Origin of the sequence: Streptomyces ardesiacus, from assembly GCF_003112575.1 — a bacterium.
GTDB classification, from domain to species: Bacteria; Actinomycetota; Actinomycetes; order Streptomycetales; family Streptomycetaceae; genus Streptomyces; species Streptomyces ardesiacus.
The window spans coordinates 708369-733917 of the sequence record NZ_BEWC01000008.1 but is presented as its reverse complement, the minus strand read 5'-3'; the positions used below and the strand labels follow the sequence as shown (position 1 = coordinate 733917).

At 74.1% G+C, this 25549-nt stretch carries 25 protein-coding genes; 10 read left to right on the top strand and 15 right to left on the bottom strand.

What is annotated here, in order from left to right; translation table 11 throughout:
- Positions 1–185 precede the first annotated feature (185 nt).
- The 3 genes from Sdi02f_RS28385 to Sdi02f_RS28375 form a co-directional block, all read right to left on the bottom strand.
- A complete protein-coding gene (locus Sdi02f_RS28385; protein ID WP_167458261.1) occupies positions 186–869 on the bottom strand; it encodes a class F sortase in 684 nt (227 codons plus the stop codon).
- Between the two features lie 110 nt (positions 870–979).
- On the bottom strand, positions 980–1822 hold the full coding sequence (locus Sdi02f_RS28380; RefSeq protein WP_108934240.1) for a hypothetical protein: 843 nt from the start codon (positions 1820–1822) through the stop codon (positions 980–982).
- 273 nt (positions 1823–2095) lie between these two features.
- Positions 2096–3994, bottom strand: coding sequence for a SpoIIE family protein phosphatase (locus Sdi02f_RS28375; RefSeq protein WP_037825266.1), 1899 nt, complete (start codon positions 3992–3994; stop codon positions 2096–2098).
- 143 nt (positions 3995–4137) lie between these two features.
- On the opposite strand from Sdi02f_RS28375, the gene Sdi02f_RS28370 reads away from it, so the two are divergent.
- Entirely contained in the window at positions 4138–4713 is a 576-nt protein-coding gene (locus tag Sdi02f_RS28370; protein WP_108934239.1) for a GNAT family N-acetyltransferase, read from the top strand.
- Positions 4714–4937: 224 nt separating this feature from the next.
- Here Sdi02f_RS28370 and Sdi02f_RS28365 read toward each other — a convergent pair whose 3' ends face one another.
- Both Sdi02f_RS28365 and Sdi02f_RS28360 read right to left on the bottom strand, forming a co-directional pair.
- A complete protein-coding gene (locus tag Sdi02f_RS28365) occupies positions 4938–5411 on the bottom strand; it encodes an ATP-binding protein (RefSeq protein WP_030403272.1) in 474 nt (157 codons plus the stop codon).
- 103 nt (positions 5412–5514) lie between these two features.
- A complete protein-coding gene (locus tag Sdi02f_RS28360) occupies positions 5515–6252 on the bottom strand; it encodes an SAM-dependent methyltransferase (RefSeq protein WP_108934238.1) in 738 nt (245 codons plus the stop codon).
- A 166-nt stretch (positions 6253–6418) separates the two neighbouring features.
- On the opposite strand from Sdi02f_RS28360, the gene Sdi02f_RS28355 reads away from it, so the two are divergent.
- Positions 6419–7615, top strand: a complete 1197-nt coding sequence (locus tag Sdi02f_RS28355; RefSeq protein ID WP_108934237.1) for a cytochrome P450 — start codon at positions 6419–6421, stop codon at positions 7613–7615.
- Positions 7616–7656: 41 nt separating this feature from the next.
- Here the strand turns inward: Sdi02f_RS28355 and pgm are convergent, their stop codons facing one another.
- The 3 genes from pgm to Sdi02f_RS28340 all read right to left on the bottom strand — a co-directional run bounded on the left by pgm (position 7657) and on the right by Sdi02f_RS28340 (position 10865).
- Positions 7657–9297, bottom strand: a complete 1641-nt coding sequence (gene pgm / locus Sdi02f_RS28350) for a phosphoglucomutase (alpha-D-glucose-1,6-bisphosphate-dependent) (protein WP_053666058.1) — start codon at positions 9295–9297, stop codon at positions 7657–7659.
- 100 nt (positions 9298–9397) lie between these two features.
- A complete protein-coding gene (locus Sdi02f_RS28345; protein ID WP_051783575.1) occupies positions 9398–9838 on the bottom strand; it encodes a hypothetical protein in 441 nt (146 codons plus the stop codon).
- An 88-nt stretch (positions 9839–9926) separates the two neighbouring features.
- The gene (locus Sdi02f_RS28340) at positions 9927–10865 is read right to left on the bottom strand and encodes a LysR family transcriptional regulator (RefSeq protein ID WP_030403277.1); all 939 of its coding nucleotides are present in this window, start codon (positions 10863–10865) and stop codon (positions 9927–9929) included.
- A 94-nt stretch (positions 10866–10959) separates the two neighbouring features.
- On the opposite strand from Sdi02f_RS28340, the gene mdlC reads away from it, so the two are divergent.
- The 3 genes from mdlC to Sdi02f_RS28325 all read left to right on the top strand — a co-directional run bounded on the left by mdlC (position 10960) and on the right by Sdi02f_RS28325 (position 15457).
- Positions 10960–12540: a benzoylformate decarboxylase gene (mdlC, locus tag Sdi02f_RS28335; protein WP_030403278.1), complete on the top strand. Its 1581-nt coding sequence runs from the start codon at positions 10960–10962 to the stop codon at positions 12538–12540.
- 107 nt (positions 12541–12647) lie between these two features.
- Positions 12648–14102, top strand: a complete 1455-nt coding sequence (locus tag Sdi02f_RS28330; protein ID WP_030403279.1) for a benzaldehyde dehydrogenase — start codon at positions 12648–12650, stop codon at positions 14100–14102.
- 92 nt (positions 14103–14194) lie between these two features.
- A complete protein-coding gene (locus Sdi02f_RS28325; RefSeq protein ID WP_030403280.1) occupies positions 14195–15457 on the top strand; it encodes an MFS transporter in 1263 nt (420 codons plus the stop codon).
- 82 nt (positions 15458–15539) lie between these two features.
- Here the strand turns inward: Sdi02f_RS28325 and Sdi02f_RS28320 are convergent, their stop codons facing one another.
- Positions 15540–16301: a PepSY domain-containing protein gene (locus tag Sdi02f_RS28320; RefSeq protein ID WP_030403281.1), complete on the bottom strand. Its 762-nt coding sequence runs from the start codon at positions 16299–16301 to the stop codon at positions 15540–15542.
- 93 nt (positions 16302–16394) lie between these two features.
- Positions 16395–17381: a LysR family transcriptional regulator gene (locus Sdi02f_RS28315; RefSeq protein WP_030403282.1), complete on the bottom strand. Its 987-nt coding sequence runs from the start codon at positions 17379–17381 to the stop codon at positions 16395–16397.
- A gap of 214 nt (positions 17382–17595) precedes the next feature.
- On the opposite strand from Sdi02f_RS28315, the gene snpA reads away from it, so the two are divergent.
- Entirely contained in the window at positions 17596–18276 is a 681-nt protein-coding gene (gene snpA, locus Sdi02f_RS28310) for a snapalysin (RefSeq protein ID WP_031085517.1), read from the top strand.
- A gap of 68 nt (positions 18277–18344) precedes the next feature.
- On the opposite strand, the gene Sdi02f_RS28305 is transcribed toward snpA, so the two are convergent.
- Complete coding sequence (locus tag Sdi02f_RS28305) at positions 18345–19037, bottom strand: adenosylcobinamide amidohydrolase (RefSeq protein WP_108934236.1); 693 nt, start codon at positions 19035–19037, stop codon at positions 18345–18347.
- 175 nt (positions 19038–19212) lie between these two features.
- Between Sdi02f_RS28305 and Sdi02f_RS28300 the strand changes: the two genes are divergently transcribed.
- The gene (locus Sdi02f_RS28300) at positions 19213–19563 is read left to right on the top strand and encodes a hypothetical protein (protein WP_030403285.1); all 351 of its coding nucleotides are present in this window, start codon (positions 19213–19215) and stop codon (positions 19561–19563) included.
- 74 nt (positions 19564–19637) lie between these two features.
- On the opposite strand, the gene Sdi02f_RS28295 is transcribed toward Sdi02f_RS28300, so the two are convergent.
- Together Sdi02f_RS28295 and nsrR are read right to left on the bottom strand one after the other, a co-directional pair.
- Positions 19638–20834: a globin domain-containing protein gene (locus Sdi02f_RS28295; RefSeq protein WP_108934235.1), complete on the bottom strand. Its 1197-nt coding sequence runs from the start codon at positions 20832–20834 to the stop codon at positions 19638–19640.
- Positions 20835–20906: 72 nt separating this feature from the next.
- Complete coding sequence (gene nsrR / locus Sdi02f_RS28290; RefSeq protein ID WP_030403287.1) at positions 20907–21353, bottom strand: nitric oxide-sensing transcriptional repressor NsrR; 447 nt, start codon at positions 21351–21353, stop codon at positions 20907–20909.
- A gap of 150 nt (positions 21354–21503) precedes the next feature.
- On the opposite strand from nsrR, the gene Sdi02f_RS28285 reads away from it, so the two are divergent.
- Positions 21504–21947 (top strand): hypothetical protein, encoded by a 444-nt coding sequence (locus tag Sdi02f_RS28285; RefSeq protein ID WP_030403288.1) that lies wholly within the window; start codon positions 21504–21506, stop codon positions 21945–21947.
- Between the two features lie 11 nt (positions 21948–21958).
- Here the strand turns inward: Sdi02f_RS28285 and Sdi02f_RS28280 are convergent, their stop codons facing one another.
- Positions 21959–23680 (bottom strand): MFS transporter, encoded by a 1722-nt coding sequence (locus Sdi02f_RS28280; RefSeq protein WP_108934234.1) that lies wholly within the window; start codon positions 23678–23680, stop codon positions 21959–21961.
- Positions 23677–24129 (bottom strand): MarR family winged helix-turn-helix transcriptional regulator, encoded by a 453-nt coding sequence (locus Sdi02f_RS28275; RefSeq protein WP_174843399.1) that lies wholly within the window; start codon positions 24127–24129, stop codon positions 23677–23679. The genes Sdi02f_RS28280 and Sdi02f_RS28275 overlap by 4 nt, the downstream gene beginning before the upstream one ends.
- 114 nt (positions 24130–24243) lie before the next feature.
- On the opposite strand from Sdi02f_RS28275, the gene Sdi02f_RS28270 reads away from it, so the two are divergent.
- Together Sdi02f_RS28270 and Sdi02f_RS28265 are read left to right on the top strand one after the other, a co-directional pair.
- Entirely contained in the window at positions 24244–24948 is a 705-nt protein-coding gene (locus tag Sdi02f_RS28270; RefSeq protein WP_108934233.1) for a GAF and ANTAR domain-containing protein, read from the top strand.
- An 80-nt stretch (positions 24949–25028) separates the two neighbouring features.
- Positions 25029–25433 carry a hypothetical protein gene (locus tag Sdi02f_RS28265; RefSeq protein WP_030403292.1) on the top strand — a complete coding sequence of 135 codons (405 nt, stop codon included), beginning with the start codon at positions 25029–25031 and terminating at the stop codon, positions 25431–25433.
- The last annotated feature ends 116 nt before the right edge of the window (positions 25434–25549 follow it).

Here is a 25549-nt window from a genome sequence, read left to right as displayed (position 1 = left end):
CTCCTTCGCGGGGGCGGTGCTGTACGTCGGCCGCGGTGATGCGACGCCGGCTTGCCTCGATCCTGTGGCCGGCCCCGGCGGCACGCGACCCGGATGCGGTGCGCGGGTGACCGGCGCACCGCGGGCGGCCGGTGGGCGCGGCCTGGGGCGGGGTCGGCGGGCGGGGTGTGCCCCGGGTGGGCGGCTCAGGTGAGGTGGGCGAAGACGACCAGGTTGTCGGTGTAGTCCTTGACCTTGTGGTCGTAGTCGCCCGCGCAGGTGATGAGCCGCACCTCGGGCCGGGCGGCGTCGCCGTAGACCCGGTCGCTGGGGAACTGGTCCTTGGCGAAGGTCTCCAGGCTGTCGACCACGAAGGTCGCCGTGCGCCCGTCCTCGCGCTCGACCTGGAACTTGTCGCCCTTGTCGAGCTGGTCGAGGCGGGCGAAGACGGCGGCGGACGTCTTGGTGTCCACGTGCCCGGCGATGATCGAGGTCCCCTGCTCGCCGGGGGAGACACCCTTGGCGTACCAGCCGACGAGGTTGGTGTCGCCGGCGGGCGGCGGCTCGAGCTGCCCCTTGTCGCCGATGGCGAGGTCGGTGAAGGGGGCGTCGACGGAGATGTCCGGGATCAGCAGGCGCACGGGTTTCGACCGGGGCAGGCCGGACCCGGTCCCGCCGGTCGCGGGCGGGGCGGAGGAGGCGGTGGTGCCGGGCTGCGCGGGCAGCGGGGGGCGGGAGGAGGCACCGGACGTGTCGTTGCCGCCGATCAGGCTCACCGCCAGGATCAGCAGGGCCACGCCGCACAGCACCATCAGGCCGGAGCGGGACCCCTGACCGGTGGTCGTCTCGTCGTCGGGAAGGGGGGTGGGGGCGGGGGGAGGAACGGACATCGGACGACCTCACTGGGGCGCGGCGGCAGGGCGGACGGATGAGCGCGGGCGAGCCGGGCCGCCCCGAGGTTCCTGGGTGGCGGCCCGGCTGCTATCGCGCCCGGCACGGCTTACGCCACTCCGTGAGCCGACTTCTTGCGTCGGACGGCGTACAGGCCGGTCGCGGCGACGGCCAGGACGGCGAGGCCGCCCGCGGTCGTGGTCGGCGTGGCCAGCGCGCCGCCGCCGGTGTGCATACCGCCGCGCGGCTTCTCGTGGTCGCCGCCGCCCCGGGAGCTCTCACCCTCGTCCTGCTGGTAGGTCTGCGAGCCGCCCTCCTTGGACTCACGGCCGCCGCCGTCCCAGCCGCCCTCGTTCACCGCGGCCAGCGCACCGCCACCGGTGTGCATACCGCCGCGCGGCTCGTCGTGCCGGCTTCCGTCCTCGCGCTCGTCGCCCGAGTGCCGGTTCTCGCTGCCGCGCTCGTCACCCGACTCCTCGTTACCCCGGCCGCCCTCGTTCACCGCGGCCAGCGCGCCACCACCGGTGTGCATGCCGCCGCGCGGCTTCTCGTGCCGGTTCTCGCTGCCGCGCTCGTCACCCGACTCCTCGTTACCCCGGCCGCCCTCGTTCACCGCGGCCAGCGCACCGCCACCGGTGTGCATACCGCCGCGCGGCTCGTCGTGCCGGCTTCCGTCCTCGCGCTCGTCGCCCGAGTGCCGGTTCTCGCTGCCGCGCTCGTCACCCGACTCCTCGTGACCCCGGCCGCCCTCGTTCACCGCGGCCAGCGCGCCACCACCGGTGTGCATGCCGCCGCGCGGCTCGTCGTGCTTGCTTCCGTTGTCGTGCTCCTTGCTGTAGGAAGAGTCGTCGTGGTCCCAGTTGCCACCGACCGCCGCGTAGGCGCCGGGTGCGCCGAGGACGAAGACGGCCGAGGCCGCCGCCGTGGTCAGGAGCATGCGAGCAGAACGCATCTGAGGTTCCTTCCGTCACGACCGGGTAGCTGCCGCTTCGTCAGCTGAGGGGGCCCGGCCCCGACGTGAATCACCGTCAGCCCGGCGCCCGTCTCGCACCACCGGGGCCGCTCAGCCGGGTGAACACACCGCCCGTTCGGGTGCCGGCTCCGCTCTCCGTCGGCTGTTCCAAGGGGCCCCGCCGGCAGTGGAGTTGGGCCGGGCCGGGCGGGCGGCAGGGCCGTGGCCGGTCCGTCACCCGCGCCGCTCCCGCTCCCCTCCCCCTCCGGTCCGCTACTCCTCCGGGTCCGTATGGGTCGGGTCCAGTACCTCGGGCTCCTGGCGGCGGGAGCCGGGGGCGGCCCGGTCGGGGGCGGCCTCGCTGTGCCCGGACTGGGGCGGCGGGGGCGGTTCGGTGTCGCCCGGGGCGCCCATACCGGCCTCGGGCAGGCGCAGGGCGAGCAGGGCGACGTCGTCGCCGCGGGGCGCGATCCGCGCGAGCAGCTCGTCGCAGAAGTCGTCGACGCTCCACCGGTCCAGTCGGCGGGCCAGGGCCCCGGCGTGGTGGCGGAGCTGGTCCATGCCCACGTCGATCGGGCGGTCGCGGCTCTCCACCAGGCCGTCGGTGTAGAGCAGGAGGATGCTCTCCGGCGGGAGGTCCTCGCGGGTGTCGGGCCAGTCCAGGCCGAGGCTCAGGGTGGCGCTCATGCCGATGAGCGGGCCGTGCCCGCCCTCCAGGAAACGTGTCCCGCCGTCCGGTGTGACCAGCAGGGGCGGGGGATGACCGGCGTTGACCCAGTGCAGCCGCCAGGGACCGCCCTCGGCGCCCTCGACGCGGGCGAAGACGAGGGTGGCCATGGGCGCGTCGCTGGTGTGGGTCACGGCTTCGTCCAGACGGCGCATGATCACGCTGGGCGGCTCCTGGTGGTCCCAGGCGAGGGCGCGCAGCATGTTGCGGACCTCGGCCATGTGGGCGGCGGCCTGCAGGTCGTGGCCGACGACGTCGCCGATGACCAGGGCCATGACGCCGTCGCCCAGGAGGAAGGCGTCGTACCAGTCGCCGCCGACCTCCATGGCGCTCTCGGCCGGCCAGTAGCGGGCGGCCATCCGCAGGTGGTCGACCTGCGGGAGCGGGGTCAGGAGCTGGCGCTGCATGGTTGCGGCGACGTTCTGCTGCTCGTGGTAGAGCCGGGCGTTGTCCAGGACCAGTCCGACCCGGCGGCCGATGTCGGCCAGCAGGGCGGCCTCGGCCTCGGTGGGCGCGGGACGCTCTCCGGCACGGGCGACGGTCAGGATGCCGTAGGACCGCTGCCGGGTGCGCAGGGGGACGACGACGGCCGCGTGGCCGCCGAGCCGTTCGAACAGCACGCGGTGGGTGGCGGCGAGCGGGTGCTCCGGGTCCCGGCGCAGTTCCCCGGCGTCCAGCGGGACGGGCCGGTCGCCGTTGATGAGCAGGGTCAGCGCGGCGCGGGCCTGGTCCGGCAGTGAGGTCATCGGCCCGCGCAGCGGTCTGGCCCGGTCCGGCCGGGTGCTGCTGCGGACGGCCACCCGCTCCAGTACGTCCGACTGGCCCTGGTAGACGTCGACCGCCGCCCACTGGCCCAGTTCCGGCACCAGCAGCCGGACGAGACGGCGCAGGGTGGTGGAGGTGCGCTCGGTGGGGACGAGCACGGTGGAGATCTCGGCGACCAGGTGCAGTTGCGCGGTGAGGGCCTCCAGGGCGGTGGTCCGCGCCGCGGTCTCCTCGGCGGCGCTGCGGTGGAGACTGAAGTCGTGGAAGACGAGGACCAGCCCTTCCAGGCGTCCCTCGCGCACGAGGGGGGTGGTCGCCCAGATGATGGGGACCGTGGTGCCGTCGGCCCGCTGGAAGTACTCGTCGCTGCCCTCCTCGGCGGGCACCCCGTGCAGGGGGCTGCGCAGCGCGCACCGCTCGCGCGGGACCGGGCTGCCGTCGGCGTGGCGGTGCAGGAGGTCGTGTGCGTCGTGCCCGAGCATCTCCCGCTCCGTACGGCCCAGCAGGTGCTCGGCCCAGGGGTTCACCGAGGTGATCCGGGCCGTGGGGCCGAGGGTGAGGACTCCGGCGCCCAGGGCGCGCAGCACGGCGCGGGGGAAGTCGGGCCCGGCGGGCCCCGGTACGGCGTCCGCGTCGTCGTGTCCTGGTTCCTCGGCGTCGTCCGCCCAGCGTGACGTCACGACCCTCACAGCCTTCCGTCGCCGTCCACCCCGCCAGGTTCCCCCGGCGAACACGGACGAACCGCTCCACGCGGCCGAAGGGGGGAGCACCGGAAGGCGTAAACGGGTGGCTCCCGGCGTCCGGTCGCGCCTACCTTCGCTCGATGTCCGTACTGCGAACCGATCGTCTCGTGCTCCGCGACTGGCGGGCGTCCGACCTGGACCCGTGGGCGGCCATGAACGCCGACCCGGTGGTCCGCGCCTACTTCCCGGGCGTGCTCACGCGGGAGCAGAGCGCGGCGTCCGTGGCCCGTTTCCAAACCGACCTGGAGCGGCGGGGCTGGGGCTGGTGGGCGGTGGAGGTCGGCGCGACCGGCGAGTTCGTCGGGTTCGCCGGGCTGGATCCCGTGGACGACGGCATGCCGTTCGGCGGGGTGGAGGCGGGGTGGCGGCTGGCCCGCCCGGCCTGGGGGCACGGCTATGCCACCGAAGCCGCGCGGACGGTGGTGTCGTACGCCTTCGGGAGCCTGGGGCTGGCGGAGGTGCTCGCCGTGACGGCGGCCGGCAATCTGCGCTCGCGGGCGGTGATGGAACGCCTCGGCATGACCCGCGACCCGGCCGACGACTTCGACGACCCGGAGTTCCCCGAGGGTCCGCTGCGCCGCTCCGTCGTCTACCGGATCCGGGCCGGGGACCACCGGCCCGGCGGGCGGTGGGCGCGGGCCGGCCGGGGTGGATGAGGCTGTCGCCGCCCGCACCGTGGCAGTGGCCGGCCCGGCACCCCGGGGGCGAGTGGCGTGGCCCGGTCGAGGGGCCGGGGAGGTGTGTCTCCGCGGGCGGGGGGCGTGCTGTCGCGGGCGCCGGTGGGCGTGTCCCGGCTCGTGGGCGCCGTGAGACGGCGTCCCGGCCCGCTCGTGCGTCGCTGGTCCTCGCGGGCCGCGGCCCCGGGCGGGTACCGGGGGGGTCAGGCCGAGCGGTCGAGAGCGGGGGTGCGGTGCAGGTCCTCGGCGAGCCCCACCGCGGCTCTCATGCGCTTGCCGACCTGTTCCCTGTGCACCTCGAAGCTCTCACAGACGGCCATCACTATTTCCAGCCCGTGCCGGCCGACCCGGTCGGGGTCCGGGGCGCCGGGCACGGGCAGCACCGGCTCGCTGTCCCACACCGTGACCTCCACCCGGTCCGCGGCCAGTTCGAGAGCGACCGTCGAGGGGCCGGGCGCGTATTTGCAGGCGTTCGTCAGCAACTCGCTGACCACCAGTTGCACCACGTCCACCGCGCGGTCGGACACCCTGGCCCCGTGCGCCGTCCGCGCCCGTGCCAGGAACCCCCGGGCCAGCTCCCTGCCCCGGGCGATGTCGCCGGGAATGCCCTCGTACTGCGCCGAAACCCTGACCCGCTCGCCGCTCGGCCGGTCCCCCATGCGGGCAGCCCCGTTCATCCGATCCGCCCTCTTCCTGAGCCTCGACCGTTTACGCCAGCCCGTCTACCCCCGAATCCGGCGGCATCACCCGTCTCGGCACGGAACCCGTGTGACAGCGGCGTCAGGCGTCCGTCGGGCGCAGGACCAGACACAGGAACCCGAAGGAGTCCCGGTAGCCCCGCAGCCATCCTTCGCGGTGGGCGGCGGCCGCCTCCAGGGCCTGCGCGCGGTCCGGGTCGCCGGGGTGGTCCAGGGCCCACCCGGCCAGTGTCCCGGTCCAGGCCCACTCGTAGTCGTCGAGTTCCCGGCGGGTGCTGATGTGCCCGCCCACGGGCGTCCAGCCCTCCGCGGCGACCCGGTCGAGGGTGGTCGGCAGGTCGGCGAGGTCGCCGAGCATCCCGACCGCCTCGGGGGAGGGCTCACGTTCCCAGAACCCGTCGCCGACCAGCACCCGTCCCCCGGGCGCCAGGTGTTCGCGCGCGGCGGCGAGGGTGGCGCTCAGGCCGCCGAAGGCGTGCGCGGAGCCGACGCAGAGGACGAGGTCGAAGCGGTGCGGGGCGGTGAAGCGGGCGGCGTCCCGGTGGTGCAGGGTCAGCCGGTCCCCCACCCCGAGCCGGGCAGCCGCCGCGCGGGCGTGTGCGAGCGCGCCCTCGGAGGTGTCGACCCCTTCGGCGGTCAGGCGCGGGTGTTCGGCGAGGGCGCGCAGGAGCCATTCCGCGCCGCCGCAGCCCAGGTCGAGGACGCGGGCGGCGTCGCCGGGTATCGCGCGGGCCAGGAGCCGGTGTACGGACGCGTCGTCGAGCGGGGCCGCGATCGGGTGGTCGGCATGGGCGAGTCTGGAGATCTGGTCACGTTCCACCGGGGGAGCCTCGCACGACGGGCCCCGGCGTCGCACGCCCTTTCCCGGGCCCGCCGATTCGGCGGCTTCCGGGGCTGGTCGGCGGCGGGCCGGTGGCCGATCCTGGTGACCGTGTCGTCGAGCCGGGCGGCCAGCGGGCCGCGCGGCGGGAGCCGGGGGTGGCCACGTGGCGCAGGACGGACAGGTCTCCGCGCGGAAGGCGGACCGGGGGCGGGCCCGGCCGGGGTGCCCGGTCGGCCGGGCGGCGGACGGGACCTGGCAGGTGCGCGATTTCGCCGCGGCGCGGGCGCTGCTGCGCGCCCCCGGCACCGTGCAGGCCGGTCTCGGCGTCGAGACGGTGGAGAAGCTGCCGCCGCGCGTGCGCCGGCCGGTGCTCTACCGGGACGGCCCCGAGCACCGGGAGCACCGCAGGCAGACCGCCCGGTACTTCACGCCCCGCAGGGTGGACGAGCACTACCGCGGGCCGATGGTCCGGATCGCGGAGGAGCAGCTCACCGCGCTGCGCTCGGCCGGCGAGGCGCCGCTCTCCGACCTCGCCTTCGGTCTGGCCGTCGGTGTGGTGAGCGAGGTGGTCGGACTGCGGTACAGCAGGCCCGGCATCCGCCGCAGGCTGGAGCGGTTCTTCCCGGAGGAGTTCGGCCAACCGGGGCTGACCAGTGTCCGGGGCCTGTACTGGCTGGTGCGGCAGAACGTCAACTGGCTCCGCATCCATCTGGCCGACGTGCGCCCGGCGATCCGCGCGCACCGCCGCCGCGAGCACGACGACCTGATCTCCCACCTGCTCGCGGAGGGCTGCTCGGACGTCGAGATCCTGGGCGAGTGCCTGACGTTCGCGGCGGCCGGCATGGTCACCACGCGGGAGTTCGTGTGCCTGGCGGCCTGGCACCTGTTCTCGGACGCCGAGCTGCTCGGCCACTACCGGTCGGCGGACGAGGCGGGGCGTCTCGACGTCCTCCAGGAGCTGCTGCGGCTGGAGCCGGTCATCGGGCGGCTGCGCAGACGGGCCACCGGTTCGGTGGAGCTGCCCGGCCCCGACGGGACGGTGACCGTCCGCCCCGGCGAGTACGTCGAGGTGTGCCTGGACGACGCCAACGCGGACCCGAAGGCCGTGGGCGAGGACCCGCTGCTGGTCCGCCCCGAGCGCGCCGGGGCGGTCGGTGCGGGGCTCTCCTTCGGCGACGGGCCGCACCGGTGCCCCGGGGCGCACGTCGCGCTGCTGGAGACCGACGTCTTCCTCAGCCGTCTGTTCGCCCTCGCCGGCGTCCGGATGAGCGGCGAGCCGCGCGTCGCCTTCCAGGAGGCCGTCGACGGCTACGAGATCCGGGGGCTGACCGTGGCACTCCCCCGGGCCGGCCGTGGCTGAGCCCGGCCCGGGGACCGGCGTACGGCGCCGGTGGCGCGTCGTCAGCCGCCGAGGGCGGCGAGGACGACCTCCTTCGCCTCGTCCTGCACCTGGCGGAGGTGGTCGGCGCCGCGGAACGACTCGCCGTAGATCTTGTAGACGTCCTCGGTGCCGGAGGGACGGGCCGCGAACCAGGCGTTCTCGGTGGTCACCTTGATGCCGCCGATCGGGGCGCCGTTGCCCGGTGCCTCGGTGAGGACGCCGGTGACCGGCTCCCCGGCGAGGGTGTCGGCGGTGACCTGGGCCGGGGACAGCTTGGCCAGGCGGGCCTTCTCCTCGCGGGTCGCGGGGGCGTCGATGCGGGCGTAGGCGGGTGCGCCGAAGCGCGCGGTGAGGGCGGCGTAGTGCTCGGAGGGCGTCCTGCCGGTGACGGCGGTGATCTCGGAGGCGAGCAGGGCGAGGATGATGCCGTCCTTGTCGGTGGTCCACACGGAGCCGTCCCGGCGCAGGAAGGAGGCCCCGGCGGACTCCTCGCCGCCGAAGCCGAGGGAGCCGTCGACCAGTCCGTCCACGAACCACTTGAAGCCCACGGGGACTTCGACCAGACGCCGGCCGAGGTCGGCGGCGACGCGGTCGATCATGCCGGAGGAGACCAGCGTCTTGCCGACGCCCGCGTCGGCCGGCCAGTCCGTGCGGTGGGCGTAGAGGTGGGCGATGGCGGTGGCGAGATAGTGGTTGGGGTTCATCAGGCCGCCGTCGGGGGTGACGATGCCGTGGCGGTCGGCGTCGGCGTCGTTGCCCGTGGCGATGGTGAAGCGGTCGCGCTGCTCGATCAGGGAGGCCATCGCGTGCGGCGACGAGCAGTCCATGCGGATCTTGCCGTCCCAGTCCAGCGTCATGAACCGCCAGGTCGGGTCGGCGAGCGGATTGACCACCGTCAGGTCGAGGCGGTGCTGCTCGGCGATCCGGCCCCAGTACGCGACGGACGCGCCGCCCAGCGGGTCGGCGCCGATGCGCACGCCGGCCGAGCGGATCGCGTCGAGGTCGAGGACGCTCGGCAGGTCGCGGACGTAGGCGTCGAGGAAGTCGTACCGGCCGGTGCCCGGCGCGGCGAGTGCCCGCGCGTAGGGCAGACGGCGTACGTCCTTCAGTCCCGCCGTGATGATCTCGTTGGCCCGGTCCTGGATCCAGGAGGTGGCGTCCGATCCCGCGGGCCCGCCGTGCGGCGGGTTGTACTTGAATCCGCCGTCGGCGGGCGGGTTGTGCGAGGGGGTGACGACCACGCCGTCGGCGAGGCCCGAGGTGCGGCCCCGGTTGTGGGTGAGGATGGCGTGGGAGACGGCCGGCGTCGGGGTGTAGCCGTCCGCGGCGTCGACGAGGACGGTCACGTCGTTGCCGGCGAACACCTCCAGCGCCGTGACCCGGGCGGGCTCGGACAGGGCGTGGGTGTCGGCGCCCAGGAAGAGCGGGCCGTCGGTGCCCTGTGCCGAGCGGTACTCGCAGATGGCCTGGCTGGTGGCGGCGATGTGGTCCTCGTTGAACGCCGCCGCGAGGGACGAGCCCCGGTGCCCGGAGGTGCCGAAGGCCACGCGCTGGGCGGGCTCGGCCGGGTCCGGGTGCAGGGCGTAGTACGCCGTCACCAGCCGGGCGACGTCGATCAGGTCCTCGGGGCCGGCCGGCTGTCCGGCTCGGTCGTGCTGCATGCGCCCACTCCTCCGCATAGGTCGGGACTTCGCTCGCGGGTCCCATCTTCCCCCGTCCGCACGGTGGCGGCGGCAGTGGCGCGGTGCGTGGTGGCCGGTGTCAGATGCGGCCGCCGGTGAGACGGGTGAGGGGCCCGTGCGTGTGCCGTCCGGCGCGGCGGCCGACGGCGTACGAGGCGGCGCTCACGGCGGTGAGGCCGGCGCCGACGCCGGCGGCGACGAGCTTGCGGTGCGCGAGGGCGGTCCACGCGGCCTTCGCCGTGGCGGCGGCCTGGCCGGAGGCGGTGGCGACGGCCTGACGGCCGGCCGCGACGCCCTTGGCCGCCGACTGCACGGCGCCGTTCGCGACGTCGGCGGAACGCTGGGCACCGGCCTTGGCGGCCGACGCGGCGTCATGTGCCGTGCCCGCGGCGGCCTGCCTGGCGTCCGCGGCGGGCGCCGTGGCCTTCTTCGCGGCGCCGCGCGCCGTGGACTCGGCGGTCCGCGTACGGGTGGGCTTCTTGCTCGTGTCCTTGCTCGTGTCCTTGTTCGGATCGCTCATGGACACCGCCTTGCCCGGCACCGCGCCCGCAAACGCGGTCGTCCCGCACGAGGTGCACAACTCCCGCCGCGGCGAAGGCCCGTGACGGTCAGGTCGCCGCCGCGGTCGGGGGGAGCTGGGCCGCGCTCACCTGCTCGCCCAGGACCTCGGCCATGAACTGCACGAGCCAGCGCTGGGCCGGGCTGCGCGAGGATTCGTGCCGTGCGTACAGGGCGATCTCGATGGGCTCCGTCTCGAAGGGCAGCCGCACCAGGCGCACCCGGTGGGAGGCGGTGAAGACCTCGCCGACGTACTCGGGGACGATGGCCACCAGGTCGGTCTGTTCCAGCAGGTAGGGCAGCATCGAGAAGCGGGTGGCGTCCACGGCGACCCGCTCCAGCAGGCCGTGGGCGCCCAGCAGTGCCCGGGGCGTGACGTGTCCGCTCGGGCCGAACACCGTGGCGTGGTGCTCCGCCGCGAGGCCGGCCGCCGTGACCGCGTCGCCCCGCACGCGCGGATGGTCCGCGGCGACCATCAGGACGTAGCGCTCGCGGAAGAGCGGGATGCGCACGGTCAGGTGCGAGGTGATCACCGGGGTGGCCACGAAGGCGTCCAGGTCGCCGCGTCGCAACTGGCCCTCGGCGTCGTCCACGTCGAAGGGGCGGACGGTGAACGACACCCCGGGCGCCCGCTCGCGTGCCGCCGCCACGAGCCTGGGCAGCAGTGTCGCCTCGCCGAGGTCGGACAGGGCGATGGTGAAGCGGCCCGACATGCTCCCGGCGTCGAACACGTCGCCCTGGCGGACCGTCCCGTCGATCTCCGCCAGCGCGCGCTGCAGGGGCAGGTACAGCCGCCGGGCGCCGGCGGTGGGGGTCAGTCCGCGTCCGTTGCGGCGGAACAGCTCGTCGTCGAAGTGGCGGCGCAGCTTGCCCAGGCTGTAGCTGACCGTGGGCTGCGTGACGTGGAGCGTCTCCGCGGTGGCCGTGACGCTGCCGGTCTCGTAGAGCAGCACGAAGACGCGGGCCAGGTTGAGATCGAAGGTGCCCATATCGATTGACTCTATATCGGGATGGCGAAACATCTATTGGTGCCCATGTCGTGGGGTGCCTAGCGTGTGCCGCGTCACTGCGAAAGGAACGTCCGTGCCATCCGTGCGTCGTGTCTCCCACGATTTCCTGGAGCGCCAGGGGCTCACCACCGTCTTCGGCAACCCGGGCTCCAACGAGCTGCCCTTCCTCGCCGAACTGCCCGACGGTTTCCGCTACGTCCTCGGTCTGCACGAGGGCGCCGTCGTCGGCATGGCCGACGGGTACGCGCAGGCCACCGGCCGCCCGGTGCTGGTCAACCTGCACGCCGCCTCGGGTTCCGGCAACGCGATGGGCGCCCTGACCAACGCCGTCGCCTCCCGCACGCCGCTCGTCGTGGTCGCCGGACAGCAGGTGCGGCCCGCCATCGGCCCCGAGGCCAACCTGGCCAGCGTCGACGCCCCCGCCCTGATGAAGCCGCTGGTCGGCTGGGCGGCGGAGCCGGCGTGCGCCGGGGACGTGCCGCGCGCGCTCGCCCAGGCCGTCTTCGAGGCGCGGCTCCAGCGCCGGCCGACGTATCTGTCGGTGCCGTACGACGACTGGTCGGCCGAGGTCGACGGCAACGCACTCGCCGTGCTCGACCGGCAGGTGCTGCGCGCCTCGGCGCCCGGCGCGGAGCAGTGCCGGTGGCTCGTGGAGCGGGTCGCCGCGGCCGAGCGGCCCGCGCTGGTGCTCGGCGGCGACATCGACTCCGCCGGCCGCTTCGACGACGCCGTGCGGCTGGCCGAGCGGCTGGGCGGACCGGTGTGGGCGGCCCCCTCGCAGTTCCGGCTGCCGTTCCCCAACCGGCACCCGCAGTTCCGGGGGGTGCTGCCCGCCGGGATCGCGCCGGTCTCCGAGGCCTTCGAGGGCCACGACCTGGTCCTCGTGCTCGGCGCGCCGGTCTTCCGGTACCACGAGCATCTGCCCGGCCGGTACCTGCCCGAGGGCACCCGGCTGATCCAGGTGACCGAGGACGCCTCCGCCGCCGCGCGGGCGCCGATGGGCGAGGCGCTGGTCGCGGACCCGGGTGCCGTCATCGACGTACTCCTGGAATCGCTCGACGCGGCCGGTACGCCCCGAGGTCCCTACCGTCCCGCGCCCGAGCCGCCGACCGCCGAAGGGCCGGGGCTCCACCCCGAGCAGGTCTTCGCCGCGCTGCGCGACGAGATGCCCGGGGACACCGCGTACGTCGTCGAGTCGACCTCGACCAATGCCGCGTGGTGGCGCCAGATGGACCTGCGCCGCCAGGGGTCCTACTACTTCCCGGCGGCCGGCGGGCTCGGTTTCGGCCTGCCCGGCGCGGTCGGCGTCGCGATGGCCCAGCCCGGCCGCCCGGTGGCCGGCGTGATCGGGGACGGTTCGGCCAACTACGGCATCACCGCCCTGTGGACGGCCGCGCAGCACCGGGTTCCGCTGACCGTCGTCCTGCTGCGCAACGGCACGTACGGGGCGCTGCGCTGGTTCGGCGGACTGCTCGGGGTGCCGGACGCGCCCGGCCTCGACATCCCGGGTCTGGACTTCACCCGCATCGCGGAGGGCTACGGCGTCCGCGCCCAGCACGTCGGCGGAGTGGCGGAGCTGCGCGCCGCGCTCGCCGAGCGGCCGGAGGGGCCCCGGCTGATCCAGGTGGACACGACCCTCACCACGCCCTCCTGAACCCGCTCGCATCCGGGCGAGGACCACAGCACGCGACCCGACCGACGACCCCCACCGACGACCTTGACCGACGACCCCGACCGAAGATCCCGACGAGAGGGAAGACGATGACACTCCTGGACAGCGCCGTCTGGGGCGGGAAGTTCCACAGCGACGGCTGGCAGGACTCCCCCGCCGAGCAGCCCGTGACCGAGCCCGCCACCGGCGACCGGCTCGGCACGGTGGGCCTGGCCACGCCCGAGGACGTGAACCGCGCCGCCGCCCGGGCGGCCGAGGCCCAGCGCGCGTGGGCGGCGACCTCGCCGCAGCGGCGGGCCGCCGTGCTGCGGCGCGCGGGTGAGCTGTTCACCGAGCACGCCGCCGAGATCGAGGACTGGCTGGTGCGCGAGGCCGGCTCGGTGCGGTCCAAGGCGGGCTTCGAGGCGGGGCTGGCGATCGGCGAGTGCTTCGAGTGTGCCGGGCTGCCGACCCACCCCCAGGGCGAGGTGCTCACCTCGGAGGAGGCCCGCTGGTCGCTCGCCCGGCGCCGTCCCGCCGGTGTCGTCAGCGTCATCGCGCCCTTCAACTTCCCGCTCATCCTCGCCCTGCGGTCCGTGGCCCCCGCGCTCGCGCTCGGCAACGCGGTGCTGCTCAAGCCGGACCCGCGCACCGCGGTGAGCGGCGGCGTGGTGATCGCCCGGATCTTCGAGGAGGCCGGTCTCCCCGCCGGCGTCCTGCACCTGCTGCCGGGCGACGGGTCGGTGGGCCGGGCGGTCGTGGAGGCGCCCGAGGTGCGGGTGATCTCGTTCACCGGTTCCACGCCGGTCGGGCGGGCCATCGGCGAGCAGGCCGGGCGGCTGCTGAAGCGGGCGCACCTGGAGCTGGGCGGCAACAACGCGCTGGTCGTGCTGCCGGGCGCGGACGTGTCGAAGGCGGCCTCGGCGGGCGCGTTCGGCTCGTACCTGCACCAGGGGCAGATCTGCATGACGACGGGCCGGCACATCGTGCACGAGTCGCTGGTGGAGGAGTACACCGCCGCGCTCGCCGCGAAGGCCGAGGCGCTGCCGGTCGGCGACCCGGCCCGCGAGGACGTGGCGCTGGGACCGATCATCGACCGCCGGCAACTGGAGCGGGTGCACGGCATCGTCACCGACAGTGTCGCGGCGGGCGCCAAGGTCGCCGCGGGCGGCGAGACCGACGGCGCCTGCTACCGGGCCACCGTGCTGACCGGTGTCACGCCGGACATGCCGGCCTGGCGCGAGGAGATATTCGGCCCGGTCGCGCCCGTCCTCTCCTTCTCCACGACGGAGGAGGCCGCGCGGATCGTCAACGACTGCGAGTACGGGCTGTCGGTCGGCATCCTCGGCGACGTCGGCACGGCGATGAAGCTCGCCGACCGGATCGACTCCGGCAAGGTGCACATCAACGAGCAGACGGTGAGCGACGAGCCCAACGCCCCCTTCGGCGGGGTCAAGGCCTCCGGCACCGGCTCCCGGTTCGGCGGTGCCGCGGCCAACGTCGAGGCGTTCACCGAGACCCAGTGGCTCACGGTCCGCCCGGACATCGCCGACTACCCGTTCTGATCCCTCCGGTCACCCGCACCGGTCCCACCCGGCCGCCCCGGCCGGTCGTCCGGCTCCGCTCACTCACACCGTCCCCCGGGGGGAGAGTCATCATGGCTTCCACCACCACGTCCGGCGCGCCCGCGCAGACGGGCCGCGCCGTCGGCGGCACCTGGACGGTGATCCTGTGCTGGATCACCGTCCTGCTCGAGGGCTACGACCTCGTCGTCCTCGGCGCCATCATCCCCACCCTGCTCAAGACCCACCACCTCGGCATGACCGCCGGCGACGCGACCACCATCGCGACGCTCTCGCTCGTGGGCGTGGCCATCGGCGCGGTCTGCGTCGGCCCGCTGGCCGACCGGCTGGGCCGGCGGCGCCTGCTCATCGGCTCGGTCGTGCTCTTCTCGGTCCTGACCATCGTCGTGCCGCTGGCGAACTCCGTCGCGATGTTCGCCGCGCTGCGTCTCCTGGCCGGTCTGGGTCTGGGCGCCTGCATGCCGGTCTCGCTGACGATGATGGCCGAGCACATGCCCGCCAGCCGCCGGGCGCGGGCCAGCACCCTGACGATGACCGGCTACCACACCGGTGCGGTGATCACCTCGCTGCTGGCCCTGCAGGTCACCGACAACTGGGAGATCCTCTTCTACCTGCTCGGCGTCGTCGGCCTCGTGATCGCCGCGATCCAGTGGTTCAAGCTGCCGGAGTCCGAGGCCTTCGTGCGGGCCCGGCAGGACGGGGCGCAGCGGGTGCCGTTCACCGAGCTGCTCAAGCCGGCCTACCTGCGCGCGGGCATCGGCATCTGGGTCGCCTCGTTCATGGGTCTGCTGCTGGTCTACGGCCTCAACACGTGGCTGCCGAAGCTGATGAACGACGCCGGCTACCCCGTGCCGACGGCCGTGACCCAGCTCCTCGTGCTCAACATCGGCGGTGTCGTCGGCTTGGTCCTCGGCGGGTACGTCGCCGACCGGCGGGGCATCAAGGGCACCACGATGGTCTGGTTCGCGGTCTCGGTGCTCATGCTGGGGTGTCTGAGCATCAAGATGCACAGCGACCTGCTGCTCAACGTGGTCGTCTTCTTCACCGGCGTGTTCGTCTTCTCCGCCATGGTGCTCGTCTACGCCTACGTGACGCACTTCTACCCGGCGTCGGTGCGCGGCACCGCGCTCGGCTCGGCGTCCGGGATCGGCCGGATCGGCTCGATCGTCGGCCCGTCGATCACCGGCGCGCTGGTCGCCTCGGGGGTCGGTCACCCGTGGGGCTTCTACTTCTTCGCGGCGGTCGCGGTCCTCGGTTTCCTGGCCGTGCTGACGCTGCCGCGCGGCGGTGGGGGCGAGCCGGCCGAGGCGGCGGCGTCCGCCGCACCGGCCGGGTGAGGGCGAGAACCTGACGGCATGAGGAACGGGAGCAGTGGGCCGCCCGGCCCGCTGCTCCCGTCGCCGTCCGGGGGTGGGTGTCTCAGTCCTTGTCGACGTCCTGGCCGAGGACCTTGCCGTTGGCAGCGTCGACGACGACGGTGGTCTTGTCCCAGTTGCTCTTGTCGACCACGTCGACGTCCCACACGACCTGCTGGCTGTCGTTCTCGTCGAGTTCGACCTTGGTGACCGTGCCCTTGGTCTTGTCGGTGGCCGCCTTGACCGCCTGCTGCGGGGTCTGCTTGGCCTTGCCCAGCCAGTCGGTGATCTGGGTCTTGTCGTCGGGGTCCTGGTCCGGGTCGACCATGGTGCGGAAGACCTTGCCGTTCACCGCGTCGATGTCGATGCGGTGCAGGGTGCCGTCGGACTGGGCGACCTTGGCCTCCCACTCCGGGGTGCCCGCGCTGGGGGCCGGGTTCGGCATGCCGGGGCTCGCCGTACCGGTCGGCGAGCCGGTCGGCGACGCGGTGGCGTCGGCGTCCGTGCGCTTGAGTTCGATCTCCACGAGCTTGCCGCCGGGGACCTCCTTGACGGCGGTGTCGGCCGCCTTGTCCCAGGCGACCTTCGTCGCGGAGACGAGGTCCTTGCGCTTGGTCTTGTCCTCGCTCATCGAGGCCGTCGCGGAGCCGGAGGGGGACTTGGACATCGATTCGGTGGCGGTCGGGGACCCGGTCGGGGCCGCCTCCGCGACGCTGGAACGGTTCGTATCGGCGTTCGTGCAGGCCGTCAGCAGCAGCGCGGAGGTGCCCAGCGCGCCGATCACGGCAAGCGAACGCAACGGGGGGAGTCGTCGTGCAGAGCTCATGATGCTGTCCGTAACCGCATCGTCACGCAGACACACCGACCCAGTACGACAATCACCCGGTTGATGGAGCATGCGGCGCGGCCGGCGGCCCCCTCAGCGGGCCCGCACGAACTCCACCCGGCCGCCTCCCTTCGCGGCCGCCGGGCAGCGGGGCAGCGTCCGGACGCCGCCGCCCTCCAGCCACTCCCGGTACGCGGTGGACTGCCGGGCGACCTCCCAGTACGCGTCCTCCAGCGCCGGGAAGACGGCGTCCAGCTCGGCTCGGGTGCGGGCCGCCAGCAGCAGGCGTACGCCGAGGGGGTCGCCGAACAGGCGCCGTACCGCCATGTCGGGGCGGGACTGGGAGCTGGGCTGGCAGACGGTGACGACCTCGCCGGTGGCGACGAGGGAGGCGGCGGTGTGGTAGTCGCCGTGCAGCACCCGGGGGTTGAGGCCGACGGCACGCAGCATGCGGTGCACGCCGTCCCATTCGCCGTCGACGGTGGGGTCGACCATCCACCGGTCCTCGGCGAGGTCGGCGAGGCGGACGACGGGACGGGCGGCCGCGGGGTGGTCGGCGGGCAGCATGACGAACTGCGGTTCGCGCTCGACGAGGACCCGCACCCGCAGGCCCTCGGGGATGTGCAGGGCACTGCCCTCCACCTCGTGCACGAAGGCGACGTCGAGCTGGCCCTCGGTGACCCGGCGCAGCAGCGCGTTGGCGGAGACGTCCATCTGCAGGGTGGGCTCCAGGCCCGGCCGTCTGAGCCGGCGCAGCCAGCCGGCCAGGGCGCGGCTGGCGGTGGAGCCGACCCGCAGCCTGCTGTCGCCGCCGGCCGCGGCGGCGCGGGCCTCGCGGACCAGGGTGCTCATGTCGGCCAGCAGCGGGCGGGCACGGCCGAGCACGGTGCGGCCGAGCGGGGTGGGGCGGCAGCCGGTGCGTTCCCGGACGAACAGCGGGCCGCCCAGGGCCTGTTCGATGCGCGCCAACTGGGTGCTCAACGTGGGCTGCGCGACGCCCAGTTGGCGTGCCGCCCGGTGCAGGCTGCCGGCGTCGGCGATGGCGCACAGCGCGCGTAGGTGCCTCACCTCGAGCTCCATGCAGGGAGCGTAAGGCGGAACAGTTGGTTGCGCCAGGTGAACAAAAGGCGGCGGATCAGGGCGAGTTCTGCACTCCGCTCAAAGCCGCGACGGGTGGCCGGACGGTGGTGATAGCCCGGCCCTATCGCCTGTTGCCATCATCACAGCGGGCTCGTGGGCGCCCCACACTCACCGGTGACGACTTCTCCCCACTCCCCCACTCAAGGAGTCATCGATGCGCATCAGTCTGCCCCTGCTGTCCACCGCGGTGGGTCTCGGCCTGACGGCCGCCGTGCTCACGGGCCCGGCCGCGACGGCTGCCGCTCCCCAGGAGCCGGTCCGCGGCGCGCAGCTCGGCTACGAGCCCTCGGCCGGCTCGGGCGAGGACGCCGCCGCCAACCGGGCGTTCTTCGAGGCGGTCATCAAGTCCGTCGCCGAGAAGCGCGCCGCCAACCCCACGTCGGCGGCGGCCGTCACCGTCTACTACAGCGCCACCAACGCCCCCAGCTTCCGCTCCCAGATAGCCAGTTCGGCGCAGATCTGGAACAGCTCGGTGTCCAACGTGCGGCTCGCGGAGTCGAGTTCGGGCGCGGACTTCGCGTACTACGAGGGCAACGACCCGCGCGGCTCGTACGCCTCGACGAACGGGCACGGCAGCGGCTACATCTTCCTCGACTACCAGCAGAACCAGCAGTACAACTCGACGCGTGTGACCGCCCACGAGACCGGCCACGTGCTCGGTCTGCCCGATCACTACTCCGGTCCGTGCAGCGAACTGATGTCGGGCGGGGGCCCCGGCCCGTCCTGCACCAACCCCTATCCGAACTCCGCCGAGCGCAGCCGGGTGAACCAGCTGTGGGCCAACGGTTTCAAGGCCGCCCTGGACAAGGCGCTGGAGAAGGCCTCCCAGCGCTGACGCCGCGGTGAACGCACGTGGGGGCGGCCCGGCCGGGCCGCCTCCACGTGCGTGCCGGAGCCCCCGGCTCACGGATGTGCGGCGGCGGGCAACGCCGCGCGTACGGCCCGGTGGACGGCACGGGCGAGCCGGGCGCCCCACTCGGAGCGCGGGCCCGCGAAGGCGTGCACGCCGGTGCCCTCGCCCGGGGTCCGGGCGGCCACGCAGACCGCGTCGGTGGGGGTGCCGGAGCAGTCCAGACCGGCCTCGACCAGGGCCTGCACCTTGGCCTCGGTGGCCGTCATGACCGCGTTGACGAGGGCGGCCTCGCTCAGCGCGACGGGCAGCGCGGCGACGATGTTGATCGTCCCCGGGGGTGCCGTCCCGGTGGCGCCCTCCCCGGGCACGGCCGCCCAGCCGCGCACCGAGATGCCGGCCGTCGCCACGGCCTCGGCCCCGCCGTCCCGCGCGCGGCCGTGGGCGGACACGTCGGCGGCCGTCATCAGACCCACGCCCGGCCCGCGGACCCCGGCGGCACGGGCCAGGCCGTCGAGGTGCCGTTCGGGGTCGGTGCGGCGGTAGCCGTGGGCGACCTGGGCGTTGAGCACCCAGGCGCGCTCGGCGAGCCCGCCGCCCAGCACGGCGCTGCTGGCCATCCGCCAGCCCGGCCCCGCGCGCCACAGCAGGGCGTGCAGCCGTTCCCCGTCCTCCACCCGGGTCAGGTGTTCCAGGTCCAGCAGGAGGGCGTCCCCGGTACGGGGCGGCGGCAGGAGGGCGGGCACGGTCGGGGGCTCCCGGGGGCGATCGGCACAGGTCGGAGGCGGACCGGTCGATCGTACTCACCGCCCGGGCCGCGGCGGCGGGCCGCCCGGCCGGCCGCGGGGCGCATTGCGGACCCGGGTCCGGGAACCTTCACTGAACACAACTTCGCCACGAGGCGACGGATCGGAGGCCGCGATGCTGTCCCACACCCTGGAGCATGGGGTCCTGGTCATCACGGTGGACCGGGACCCGGGAATCGACGGGCGGGCCACGCTGACCACGCAGATCACCAACCTGGTCGACGCCCATCGGCCGGCCCCGGTCGTCATCGTCCTGACCGAGCGGGCCACCGGCCCTGCCGCGGTCAGCGCCGTGCTCCGGGCGCATCAGTGGTGCGGGCGGCTCGACGTCCTGATGTCCGTCGTGACCCACAGCGCGCCGGTGCGGCGGCTGCTGGAGGACAACGCCGACTCCGCGGGTCCGCGCCTGGTGGTGCACGCCCGCGCCGACACCGCGATCAGTACCGCGTTCACCGCGGCGGTCTAACGCCCGCACCGCGGTTCCGCGGCGGCCGGGCCTCCCCCGCACCCGGCCGCCGTCGGCCGCCGCTGCCGGTGCTCCTACTGCTGCCCGAGCCAGAGGTCGGGGCCGAAGACCTCGTAGTGGACGGCCTCGGCGGGCACCCCGCGCCGCAGCAGGTCGCCCCGGACCGCGCGCATGAAGGGCACCGGCCCGCACAGGTAGACCGTGAGGCCCTCGGGCAGGTCGAGGCCGGTGAGGTCGGCACGGCCGGCGGACGCCTCCGGCGCCTGCTCGCCGGGCTCCTCGTACCACAGGTGGAGCCGGGCGTCGGGCAGCGCGCGCACCAGGTCGAGCTGCTCCTGCCGGTGGGCGTGGGTGTCGGGGGTGCGGTCGGCGTGCACGACGGTCACCGGGCGGGCGGAGCCCGCGGCGGCCAGGTGGTCGAGCATCGCCAGCATGGGCGTGACGCCGATGCCGGCGGAGGCCAGCAGCAGCGGGCCGTCGTGCTCGGCCAGGCCCAGGTCGCCGAAGGGCGCGGACACCGTCAGCACGTCGCCCTTGCGGGCGTTGGCGTGCAGCCAGTTCGAGACCTCGCCGTCGGGCTGTCCGTCGCCCTGGACGCGCTTGACGGTGATGCGCCAGTCGGGCCGGCCGGGCGCGGCGGAGAGGCTGTACTGGCGGATCTGCCGGGCGCCGTCGGGCAGTTCGACCTGGACGCTGACGTACTGGCCCGGACGGAAGGGTGCCGGGGCGCGGTCGTCGGCCGGGCGCAGGACGAAGGAGACCGCGTCGGCGCTCTCCTCCACCCGGTCGGCTATCTCCATGGACCGCCAGACGTCCCCGGCCTCGACGCCCGTCTGCTCGTAGAGCCGCGCCTCGAGGGCGATGAGGGCGTTGGCCATGAGCCAGTAGACCTCGTCCCAGGCGCGGGCGACCTCGGGGGTGACGGCGTCGCCGAGCACCTCGACGATGGCGGCCATGATGTTCTCGTGGACGACCGTGTACTGCTCGGGGGTGATGCCGAGCGAGGCGTGCTTGTGCGAGATGCGCGAGAGCATCACGTCGGCGCGCTCGTCCGGGTTCTCCAGGAGCATGCCGGCGAACGCGGCGATGGAGCCGGCCAGGGCCCGCTGCTGCTCGCCGTTGGCCTGGTTCCCGCGGTTGAACAGGTTCCGCAGCAGGTCGGGGTGGGCCTCGAAGAGCCTGCGGTAGAACACGTCGGCGATGTCACCGATGGCCGCCCCGACGGCGGGGAGAGTGGCTCGGACCACGGGAACGGACTGTTCGGAGAGCACAGCGACTCCTTAATTGGTAGATCAGATTCGTGTTTTGGGTCACGACTCGGCGGCCTCGCGGACCGCCGTCCGTCACCCCGGAGGGCGCTCCGTGAGCCCGATCAGGACCGGGCCGGTCGGCGAGGCCACCAGGTCGGTCACGGTCAGCGGGTCGAGCGCGGCATAGAACGCCTCCTGGGCGTCGCGGAGCGCACCGCGCAGCCGGCAGGCCCCCCTCAGCGGGCACGGGTTGTCGCCCTCGCAGTCGACCACCTCGGCGTCGCCCTCGAGCTCCCGCACCAGCCAGCCCACCGAGGCGCGCCGCCCCAGGCCGGTCAGCGTCAGCCCCCCGCCGCGGCCGCGCCGCGCCTCCACCACACCGAGGTGCTGCAGGCGGGTGATGGCCTTCGCGGCGTGCGTGTACGGCACGCCGACGACCTCGGCCACCTCTCGGGTGGCCATCGGTTCGTCACCGTCTCCCACGACCGCCAGGCGCATGACGGAACGCAGCGCCAGGTCGGTGAACTTCGTCAGCCGCACGCCAGAAAGCTACCAAATACGCATGCTAGATTCGTCTTTACCCGGAGTACGCGGCCTGTGCAGTACGTCACTGGCCGGACCGCCCCCGGGCACACCGCTCAAGAGGGCGGCGCACAGGCAGGGTTGAGCACACGGAACGGGCGGCACCCGATGGCAGTGGAAGACAGCGGCTCCTCCGGTACGGCGGCGCACTCCCCCCTCCCCCGGCTGCTGGCCGACACGGCGCAGCTCGTGTCCCTCGGCGGCGACGCGCCGGCCGGCGCGCTGTGGAAGCTGGCGGAACCGGGCCGGCAGCTCGACGCGAACGTCGTCCGCCTCCCCGCCGGAGGCCGGGTGGACCCGCACACCGAGCCCGACCTCGACGTCCTGCTCCTCGTCCTCGACGGCGAGGCCCGCCTCGACTCGGCCGACGGCGGGCACCCCCTGCGCGCGGGAGTGCTGACCTGGCTGCCGCACGGCTCGACCCGGGCCGTGCTCGCCGGGCCGGACGGGGTGACGTACCTGACCGTGCACCGCCGCCGTCCCGGCATGCGCATCCAGCCGCCGGAGGCCGCCGACCGGCTCAGGAGGCCGCTCGGCGGCGACGGCGCCTGATCAGCGGGCGTTCACCGCGCCCGGCCGCGCAGCTCCGGGAGCGTCCGCGCGGTCAGCGGGCGGGGTTCCGCGTCGGGGTCGACGAGGACGACGGTGCAGGCGGCGGCGTGGGTGAGGGCGCTGGTGAAGCTGCCGTCGGCGAACTGGGCCAGCGGGCCGCGCGGGGAACGGCCGACCGCGATGGTGCGGGCCCCCGCCTCGGCGGCGTGCCGGGCCAGGGCGCGGCCCGCGGCGGCGTGGTCGCCGACGCCGGTGAGGATCTGGCCCGTGGCGGCGACACCGAGGCCGCCGAGCCGGTCGAGGTGCGCGGTGACGGCGGCCTTCGCCTCCGCGTCGCTCTCGGTGTCGGCGGCCTGTTCCTCGACGACGGCGGTCTGCCGTACGTGGACGACCTCGAGCGGGCTGCCGGTGTCGCGGGCGAGCCGGGCCGCGGCGTCCACGACGGCGGCCGCCTCGCGGTGGGCGCCCACGGCCACGACCACGGGCGGCGCGTCGGTCGCGGCCGGGGAACCGACCGGGGTCAGCGTGGGCGCCACGGACTCGCCCTCGCCGGAGGCGGTCTCGGCCCGGGCCAGCAGCCGGTGGCCGCAGGCCAGGACGGGCACGGCGAGGAGGAAGGTGCCGGCACCGAGGTAGAAGGGGACGCTCAGGTCGGTGGCGTCGGCGAGCTTTCCGGCGACGTAGGGCGCGAGGCCGCCGCCGATGAAGCGCAGGAAGCCGTACGCGGAGGAGGCCACCGGGCGCTCGACCGGGGAGACGAGCATGACGGCCTGGGTGGTGAGGGTGTTGTTGATGCCGATGAAGGCGCCGCTGACGACGACCGCGACGATCACGGTGGTGGGGTCGCCGACCCCGGCGGCTATGACGGCCATGACGACGGCGAGGCCGAGCAGGTTGGCGTAGAGGACGGGCGCGGTGCCGTAGCGGGCCTGGAGGCGCGGGGCGAAGAAGACGCTGAAGGCGGCGACCAGCAGGCCCCAGGCGGTGAAGACCAGGCCGAGTTCGTGGGCGTTCAGCTCCATGGGGTACGGGGCGTACCCGAGCATGGTGAAGAAGCCCCAGTTGTACAGCAGGGCCATGATGCCCATGGTGAGCAGTCCGCGATGGCGCAGTGCCCTCAGCGGGGCCAGGGGTGAGGTGACCCGCTTGGGCTTCGGCAGGTCGGGGACGAAGGCGAGGGTGGCGATCAGCGCGACGGCCATCAGGGCGGCGACGCCGAAGAAGGGGCCGCGCCAGCTGATGCCGCCCAGTTCGCCGCCGAGCAGGGGGCCGACGGCGATGCCGAGGCCCAGCGCGGTCTCGTAGAGGATGATCGCGCCGCTGAAGCCGCCGCTGGCGGAGGCCACGATGACCGCGAGCGAGGTGGCGATGAACAGGGCGTTGCCCAGTCCCCAGCCGGCGCGGAAGCCGACGATGCCGTCGATGGAGTCGGTGGCGCCGGCCAGGGCCGCGAAGACGACGATGACGGCGAGGCCGGTGACCAGGGTGCGCTTGGCGCCGATGCGGCTGGAGACCCAGCCGACGAAGAGCATGGCGACGGCGGTGACGATCAGGTAGCTGCTGAACAGCAGGGAGACCTGGCTGGGGGTGGCGTCGAGGCTCTCGGCGAGCGCCGGCAGGATCGGGTCGACCAGGCCGATGCCCATGAACGAGATGACACAGGCGAAGGCGACCGCCCAGACGGCGCCCGGCTGCCGGAACGGACTGGTGGTCTTTCCACGTGGTGCACTCATGCGCGGTCTTCCTCCGAGGATTCCTGACGGTTGTGGATGACCCGGGCCAGGGCGAGGAGCGCCGTGGTGGTGGCCTGCCGCTCCGGACCGGTCATGTCCTCCATGAGCAGCCGCAGGGCCGCGGCCCGCTCGGCGCGGCGCCGGGCCAGCACGTCGAGGCCGGCGGACGTCACCGCCACGAGCACACCGCGGCCGTCGCTCGCGTCGGCGGTACGCCTGGCCAGGCCCGCGCGCTCCAGGCGCGTGACGAGCTGGGTCATGTTCGGCTGCGAGACGCCTTCCGCCCTGGCCAGCTCGGTCAGGCGCTGCGGGCCCTCACGGTCCAGCCTGGCCAGCGTCGAGGAGGCGGCGGTGCTCAGGCCTCCGGTCCGGGCGCTGTGCCGCACGTACCGGATCATCTGCTCCACGGCGACGATCAGGTCGTCCGGGCCCTTTGGCGGCTTTTCCATAAGCGCATGATGCATTTAGATGTAGCATGAAACAAGATTGGCCGCGCCGGCCCCTCCCAGTTGCGTCCCGCGGTCTCGGGGCACACCTTCAAGAACAGCGAGGGAGGAATCGGCATGGACGACTGGCGCGGGTTCGCCGAGCAGATGGCCTCGTTGGCCCGTGACCTGCTGGCCCAGGAATCGCTGAACGACACCCTCGAACGGATCACCGCCTCGGCCACGGAACTGGTGGCGGACTGCGACGCCGCGGGCATCCTCATCCTGCGCGGCAAGCACGTGCAGTCACTGGCCCCCACCGAGCAGGTCGTCGTCGACAGCGACGCACTGCAGGGACGCGTCGGGGAGGGCCCCTGCTTCGACGCCGCGCGCAGCTCCACGGGAGAGCGGCAGTTCCGGATCGCCGACTTCACCCGGGAGGCGCGGCGCTGGCCCAAGTACGTCCCCGAGGCGCGCAAGCTGAACCTCGGCAGCATGATGGGATTCCTGCTGTTCACGGAGGACGAGGACCTCGGCGCCCTGAACCTCTACTCCTACCGGCCCGGCGCCTTCACCGCGGCCGACGAGACGGCCGGCTGGCTGCTGGCCTCCCACGCCGCGGTCGCCTTCTCCAGCGCCCGCACGCACGCCCAGCTGCAGGAGGCCATCGGCACCCGGCACACCATCGGGGAGGCCATGGGCATCCTCATGGGCAGGCACCGCCTCACCGAGGACCAGGCCTTCGCGGCCCTGCGCCGGTACTCGCAGGACAACAACGTCAAACTGCGGGACGTGGCGGCACGGGTCTGCGAACAGGGCGGCCTGCCCCGGCAGACGCGGTGAAGGAGTGTCGCGGCGGGGCGTTTGCTCCCCGCTCCGCGGGTAACTCCGGCATTCCGGACACCGATTCCCCGGGAGTCGCCATGTGGAAGCGCAAGGGCAGAAAGGGCCGCCGGACCGCCAAGCCGGTCCCCATGGAGCTGTGCGACCTGTGCGCCAGGGTCTTCCCCGAGGACGAGTCCGTGAGCGGCTACGTGCCGGACTCCTCCGCGGTGCACGCCACCAACGAGTGGTTCGACGGGCTCCGGCTCATCACCACGTGCTCGGACGAGCACTTCGACGAGATCAAGGCGGGCTACGCCGACCGGCCGTTCGTGGACGAGGAGCTGTGGGCGGCCAAGCTGACCCGGGCCCTGACCACCGGCCCGCCGGCCCTGACCATGGACCAGCTCGGCTGCCGCACGGGCCTCCAGGAGCCCCAGATACGGGCCGCCATCGCCTGGCACAACGAGCGCATGCGGGAGGCCCAGCAGCGCACCGATCCCTGAGCCGGGGCCGCGGCCGGACTCCGTCCGGGTGCACCGACGTTTGTCCGGGTGCCGGCCGGGTCACCCAGTTCCCCGTCGCGAGCCGTCGACAGGACGCCCGCGGAGCCCCGAGGAGC